5 protein-coding genes are annotated in these 6,410 nt (G+C 46.9%); all 5 read right to left on the minus strand.

Annotation, left to right across the window (positions count from 1 at the left end; translation table 11 throughout):
- On the minus strand, positions 1-2,447 hold a 2,447-nt coding region (locus IM456_RS10080; protein ID WP_287692058.1), incomplete at its 3' end, for a tetratricopeptide repeat-containing S1 family peptidase.
- 39 nt (positions 2,448-2,486) lie between these two features.
- Positions 2,487-3,095: a COP23 domain-containing protein gene (locus IM456_RS10085; protein ID WP_002763038.1), complete on the minus strand. Its 609-nt coding sequence runs from the start codon at positions 3,093-3,095 to the stop codon at positions 2,487-2,489.
- Between the two features lie 59 nt (positions 3,096-3,154).
- Positions 3,155-4,255: a S1C family serine protease gene (locus tag IM456_RS10090; RefSeq protein ID WP_194013939.1), complete on the minus strand. Its 1,101-nt coding sequence runs from the start codon at positions 4,253-4,255 to the stop codon at positions 3,155-3,157.
- Positions 4,256-4,398: 143 nt separating this feature from the next.
- Positions 4,399-4,893, minus strand: a complete 495-nt coding sequence (locus tag IM456_RS10095) for a tetratricopeptide repeat protein (protein WP_287692062.1) — start codon at positions 4,891-4,893, stop codon at positions 4,399-4,401.
- Between the two features lie 617 nt (positions 4,894-5,510).
- Positions 5,511-6,053, minus strand: coding sequence for an REP-associated tyrosine transposase (locus IM456_RS10100; protein WP_287692065.1), 543 nt, complete (start codon positions 6,051-6,053; stop codon positions 5,511-5,513).
- Positions 6,054-6,410: the final 357 nt, after the last annotated feature.

Genomic DNA, 6,410 nt, shown 5'->3' on the forward strand with positions numbered 1-6,410 from the left:
GAGAGGGCTAAATCGTATTTTTCTTGGAGACGGTAAAGAACCCCCCGATTGACGTAAGCCTCAGCTAAATTAGGATTAATTTCAATAGCTTTGTTCCAGTCAGCTAAAGCTAATTCGTATTTTTTTTGGTCATAGTAAAGACCCCCCCGATTGTAGTAAAGTATAGCAAAATTAGGATTAATTTCAATGGCTTTGTTGAAGTCATCTAATGCTAATTCGTATTTTTGTAGGTCTTGGTAAAGATTCCCACGATTGTTATAAGCATTAGCATGATTAGGATTAAGTTCAATAGCTTGGTTGTAGTCATCTAATGCTAATTCGTATTTTTGTTGGCGACGGTAAAGAATCCCTCGATTGACATACCAAGCAGCACGGGGAGCGAGCTCAATTGCCTGAGTAATTGCGGCTAATCCCTCATCATAGCGTTTTAATTCACTTAATACTGACCATTTCTCGTTATAGTGATTGGGGTTATTAGGAACCAGAGAAATCGCCTGATTAATCACCGTTAATGCTTGCTCATAATTTTCTCTGGCTTCTCTTTCTGTACCTGCAATTTTTGAGAAGTCACCTAAAAAGCGATAAACTACACTTTGCCGTTGTAAAATACTACTGTGAAAGTTCTTTAAATCTTCCCGTTTAGGTAAAGTGTTAATCGCTTGTTGCAAAGCTTCTATAGCTGGTTGATGTTCGCGTAATTCAAATAACGCTAATCCCTTCCCATACCAGGCTAAATAGACATTATCGGGGTCATTTTGCTTAATCGCTTCATCAAAGGCTTTAATTGCTTCCTGATCCCTTGCTAACCGCCATAATTGTCCCCCCCTTTGTATCCAAATATCCGCCTTCGCATTGGTATTAGGGACAATAACACCAGTAATCGCTTGAATAATTTCTTGTTGTTGTTGCGGACTAACTTGGGGTTGAGCAGTGGTTAATAATTGCGGTTTTACCTTGAATCTTTCTTGCAATCCGATAAAAGTGCTAATAGGAATCCCTAAACTATACCCTAACTGAATTTCCGTTACCCCTGCTGTTTCCGAACTTCCATGAATCCCTATTACTCTCCCCTGGGAGTCTAAGACTGCACCGCCACTCATGCCCCCAAATGTGATGCTGGTATAAACTAATTCATAGCCTCCTTCTAAAGAAGCAACACTTTGTAATGTTCCTCCTTGTTCATTGCTTAAGTCACTTTGGCGGGTTTGTATTAATCCCCGTTCTTTCTCGTTAATTGTACCGCCACTAAACAACCATTTCGAGGGATTGTCGCCAATTTTGGCGAAGCCTGCCGCAAAAACAAAATCATCGGTATTTGGGTTATAATTCGCTATTTCCGCAACGGGATAATTGTCCAGGCTTTCAAACTGAAAAACTGCTAAATCTACCCCTTCCTGACGGATGATGGTGCTTTTCTCGATGTTTCGAGTTTTGCCGTCGCTGGTGACGACGGTGTAGGTGTAATCAGCACAGCTGTCGGTGCGTGCCATTTCTCCGCAAAGGACGTGATCGGCGGTTAGGACGGTGTAAATATTCCCTTCTTTAGCGATAATTACGCCACTTCCATTGGCAATTACGCCACTTCCATTGGTTTTACTGCTACTATCGATCCGGACGGTGAAACCCTTGGCTTTTGTTTCTAATTCGGCGATATAGCCAGTATAGGCGGTGGTTTCTATATCGGGGTTCACCGGCGGTAGGGGCAGGTTATAGGCGCTGAGGATTTCGGGACGGATGTAGGTTAATAGGGTATGAAGGGGAATGCCCCAATTAACCGCTCTCATCTGTTGGATTTCTGCGTCTGTGGGTTTTGTACCGTCCTCGTAGATGTAGTTAGAGAGAATCGGATGGGCCGATCGCCCGTTAATACCGATTAACTCATCCTCGAAAAAGATACCACCGCCGCTCATTCCCTGCACGATATCGCCACTATAACCGACGCTGTAGCCCTCCCGGAGGGGTCGATCGCTTGTTTGTTCAATTTTCCCGTTATCGGTGGTGTACTGCCCCGTTTCTGCGGAATAACCGGTTACAGTGATATCTAGTTCCGCATCCGGGGAAATGGCGCGAATTTTAGCGATCGGATAATCCCTGGTATCGCTAAACTCCACCAGGGCCAGATCCTTATCTTTTAAAAGGGAATTCGGCGCGATCGAGGCTGTGCGGGTTTGGCCGTCGTGGGTTTGGATCTGTAGGGTGGTCGCGCCGCGGGTAACGTGAGCGTTGGTCAAAACGAGGTATATACTGCCTTTTTTCCCGATAATGATTCCCGATCCCCGATTTATCTCGCTAGTAATCTTAACGGTGACTTGACGGATCGATCGCTCGATCTGCGCGTTTGGGCTGTCTTCCGCCACGATCGCCGGAGCAGAGAAAGGGGATAGCGCTTTAACCGGTACGACGGGCAGAAGTAGGAGGCTTAGGAGTAGGGGAAAGGGTTTCAACATGGTTATTATGGGGAAATTCGGGGTAAAACAGCGAAAATTCTAGCGGGTGGGAACGCAATTATTTTGCGGGCCAGCAGATCTCGTACCACAGGGTGCGTCGCGATCGGCGAGTGGTGCTTTGGCGAAAAACTCCGTCATCGAGATATAGGTTTTATCTCCGGAATTCTGGAGGAGCATATCCGAGCTTTTCCCCTCTAGGATGTCCATGAGTTGTTGCAAGACTAAATCTGGATTATCGTGGGGTTTAAGGGTAAAAAGTTGGCTATTACCATCGCAGGGATCGCCGGATCGTGAAACGCTGCAGATGATCGGGTATCCCTTCGCCCGGCCGGTGGTGAGATAGTTAAAACGCCCTTGATTATATGCTTCCTGGAATTTTTTCGTGACTTCCTCGCAACGAACCGGGGAACGTTTGGAGAAATATTCCGATTTCCAGCCGATAATCCGCACATTGCCGCTCCTTTGGGGAATCCAAGCCAGGGTAGCGGGGATTTTTCCTCCCGATGCGCGATCGAACACCTCTTTACAGAAGAAGGTGACGCCATTCGGGGTGGTCGATTGGCTGAAACCGGGGGCGATACCACCGAGGAGGACAGTGGCGAGGAGGCCGACGCAAGCGAGACGGTGGGAAATATATCTAGAGTTCATAGGGATAGTTCCTCAGAAAATAGGGATTAGAATCGTGATTAGGGTCAAAATGGGATTATTTAAGGGTTAGCGGCGGCGTTGAGGGTGTAGCGACCCGATTCACCCCCTTCGCGAGAGGTAGCCACTAGGATATAAACTCCATCGGCGGGTAATTCGGTTACAAGTCGAGCGTTAAAATCCCCGGGGGCGCGATCGACACGCTGGTTACTACGGGCGACCTGTGGGTATTTTGTCCCCTCGGAAGATTGGAGAACGCGATAGAGGACAAGATAGGGAGCGATCTCGTTGCTGTTCATATCCAGAACGATTTTCTGTCCGGCACGACCCTCGAACCCGTAATATTGCTCGTTTTGGTCTTTGGTCAAGTTGCCTTGAACGGTCTGACCGTTAAGAGGGAGGGCGAGTAACTGTATCCGATCGTCCTGTCCTAATGTTGAGACGGTGGAGACATCGCCTGTTTTAACTGCGGTGAGGAAAGCTTGCAGGCGATCGAGGGAAACGGCGAAATTAATGCCGCTCTGGGTAAGGCCGATCGGGTTTCCCGCACCGTCGTAAACGTAACTCCCGATATCGCCCGCGACGTTAACCCCCACCACTTCCCCCCGTGAATTCAAAAGCGGCCCGCCGGAATTGCCTTTGTTGATATTAGCGTTGTGTTGCACAATGCCTTTTTCGGGGTCGAGACGGCTGATAATGCCCTGGGTGAGGGTGTTTTGATAGTCCTCGTTTAAGGGTGTGCCGATGGCGAAAACGCTTTCGCCGACTTTGGCGGAGTTCGCACGGGCGAGGGGAAGATAGGGCAGGTTTTGGCGGTTATAAATCCGCAGGACGGCTAAATCCACGCCATTTTTAGCGAAGCCGATCACGTCTGCCGAGGCCTGCTGTCCGTTGGAAAATTTCACCGTCACCACCCGGGGGCCGTCCGCAACAACGTGGGCGTTGGTAATGATGATACCGTCAGGACTGACGAGAAAGCCGCTACCGTGGCCGCTGCCATTTTTGACGGTGACGACGGCGGGGCTGGCTTTCTGATAGACTCTAGAAGCGGTCTGCTCCTGGGCGAGGATGGGTGGAATGTTTTCCATCAGGAAGTTTCCTGGTTGAACGAGTAGGCCAGTGGTGGCCAGTAGCACCGATAGGGTGAAAGTAATTGGTTTCATCGGATTGGCTCCTCTTTAGTCGAGGGATACTTGCAAGGATGTTATCGTTGGTTTTTTCCCAATTATGCGATCAAGTTTTAAGTCCTCAGATTGCTTTTTTTACAAAAGTTTAGAGGGGGAGAGCGATCGCTCTCCCTTGCAACTTACGCACCTATCTGCCGTAGTGCTTCTATGGCGCTGTTGTACATTTCTGTGTTTCCCTGCTGGCGAAATAATTCGGCGGCCGTTGTTAGATCGGCGATCGCATTTTGTCTCTGGTTAAATGCGAGATGGACGTATCCGCGGAAATGGTAAGCGTAGGCAGCGCGGGGGTTTAGTCGGATCGCGGTGTTCAGGTCTTGAAACGCCGGCCGCCATTGTTCGCGAATCGTGTAAATCATGCCCCGACCGAGGTAAGCTTCGGTATAGTTCGGATCGAGTTCGATCGCTCTGGTGAATTGAGCGAGGGCGAGATCATATTTTTCCTGTTGGATGTAGTTAATTCCCCGGTTAAAGTGGGCGATCGCTTCTTTGTAGTTCGCTTGAGTGATCAGGGTTTCGGCTGGTTGTCGGCTTTCTAGGGCCATAACGGGGTGAACAGTGGCGAGGGTGGAGAGGCCGATTAGGCTGACGGTGGTGAGAAGGGCAAAGGATTTCATGGGTAGTTCCTCGGTGAGGGTGATTTGAACTTCTACCTAATTCATCGGTTGCTTTTTTGAGAATATGCAGAATAGGGCGATCAATTTTTTTGGCGTTGTCAGATCAGAATAGGAAAGATGCCATGCAATCCTTGCTATCAAAGTAAGGAAACCCAACAATAGACCCAAGGAAACCCAAAAAAAAGATTCAGACAGATTTAGATTTTGGGTGTTGGGTTTCGCTTTTCCTTGAGAATTGAGAGGTTTTCCTTAACATAAGCTAAACGGCGCTTAACCTGCATGATCCAACAGCTATAACCCTTTTGGAGTCTATATCGGTGATCCGAAGTAAAAGCCGTTTAGCTTATTTATTCGCTCAACCCAACCTACAAAACTGTAGTAAGGAAACCCAACAATACACCCAAGGAAACTAAAGTAGGTTGGGTTGACGTCAGGAAACCCAACAATACACCCAAGGAAACTAAAGTAGGTTGGGTTGACGTAAGGAAACCCAACAATAGATCCAAGGAAACCCAACAATAGATCCAAGGAAACCCAACAAAAAGATTCAGACGGATTTAGGTGTTGGCTGTTGGGTTTCGTTCCGATGACCCAACCTAGGAAACAATGCGATCGCTCTATTCATAGCCAACCTGCGTCGGAAAGATGATTTCTTCATTTGCGCCCCAGTCAATCTGATAGATTTCTTGTTGAACATAACGGTGAAAACTGGAATATTCCCAAGCTGAAGGAGCATTAACTAATCGATGTTTTACGGGATTATAATGGATGTAATCTACATGAAAAATGAAATCTTGCTCGTTTTTGATTAAGTGTTCCCAGAACCGTCTTTGCCAGATAGTTTGTTCTTTTTTATTCTCTCTGGAAGTAGTCATTTTTCCGTGATATTGTGAATCGCAGTTACGACTAAAATAGCTTTTTATTAAACGCCAACGAGTGGAAAAATTGGCATCACCTTCGGGTAAAGTCCAAATGCAGTGCAGGTGGTCGGGTAAAATGACAATGGCATCGATTGTGAATGGGTGACGTTGCATAACGTAGCGAAATGCTTCTCGCAAGAGGGAGATATTTTCTGGTTCGCACAAGAATTTTTTACGCTTGTGAGTGACAAGGGTAAAAAAGTAAGTTCCTCCCTCAATTTTTGCCCTTCGATACTGCATAATAAATATTGATTATTCTGGCGCATAATCCCCCTTGTCGGTTGGATTGACCAAAGGAAAACCCAACAAAGCATAACTGGTGGATTTGTTGGGTTTCGTTCCTCAACCCAACCTACGAAACTACGAAACGATATGATCGCTCTTTTTTAAATCATATAGTAATCATAGCAATTACCGTCGATTGGGTTGACCCAAGGAAACTAAAGTAGGTTGGGTTGACGTAAGGAAACCCAACAATACACCCAAGGAAACTACCGTAGGTTGGGTTGACGTAAGGAAACCCAACAATACACCCAAGGAAACTAAAGTAGGTTGGGTTGACGTAAGGAAACCCAACAATACACCCAAGGAAACTAA

Source organism: Microcystis sp. M079S1, assembly GCF_020246425.1.
GTDB classification, from domain to species: domain Bacteria; phylum Cyanobacteriota; class Cyanobacteriia; order Cyanobacteriales; family Microcystaceae; genus Microcystis; species Microcystis aeruginosa.

Coding starts and splice junctions, on each gene's coding strand:
- IM456_RS10085 (WP_002763038.1), bottom strand. CDS start 3,095: ATGAACTCTAGATATATTTCCCACCGTCTCGCTTGCGTCGGCCTCCTC.
- IM456_RS10090 (WP_194013939.1), bottom strand. CDS start 4,255: ATGAAACCAATTACTTTCACCCTATCGGTGCTACTGGCCACCACTGGC.
- IM456_RS10100 (WP_287692065.1), bottom strand. CDS start 6,053: ATGCAGTATCGAAGGGCAAAAATTGAGGGAGGAACTTACTTTTTTACC.
- IM456_RS10095 (WP_287692062.1), bottom strand. CDS start 4,893: ATGAAATCCTTTGCCCTTCTCACCACCGTCAGCCTAATCGGCCTCTCC.